Here is a 333-nt window from a genome sequence, read left to right as displayed (position 1 = left end):
TCGCTGCTGTTCCACCGCTTGGTGACCATGAATACGTGTAAGGTGCTGTTCCTCCTGTTACAACAATACTTGCTGTTCCGTTAGTTCCGCCATTACATGAGATATTAGTCTGAGAAGTAGTAGCACTCATCGCTGTTGGCTGAGTTACTGTAGCACTTACTGTTCTTGTACATCCATTAGCATCAGTAATCGTTACTGTATACGTTCCAGCTGCTAATCCGGTACGGTCTTCTGTGGTGATTCCTCCTCCCCAGTTGAAAGTATATGGTGCTGTTCCACCAGTAGGTGTTAAATTGATAGCTCCTGTTGAACCTCCGTTACATGCAATATTAG

The 333-nt window shown here is 44.7% G+C and carries 1 pseudogene; it reads right to left on the bottom strand.

Features of this window, described 5'->3' with window-relative positions:
• Nucleotides 1–333: pseudogene (locus AB671_RS21290) on the bottom strand (PKD domain-containing protein); the annotation flags it as partial.

This window comes from Chryseobacterium sp. BGARF1, from assembly GCF_001677955.1.
Lineage (GTDB): Bacteria > Bacteroidota > Bacteroidia > Flavobacteriales > Weeksellaceae > Chryseobacterium.
Note: the sequence above shows the minus strand (reverse complement) of the source record. Positions and strands in the feature narration are given on the sequence as shown.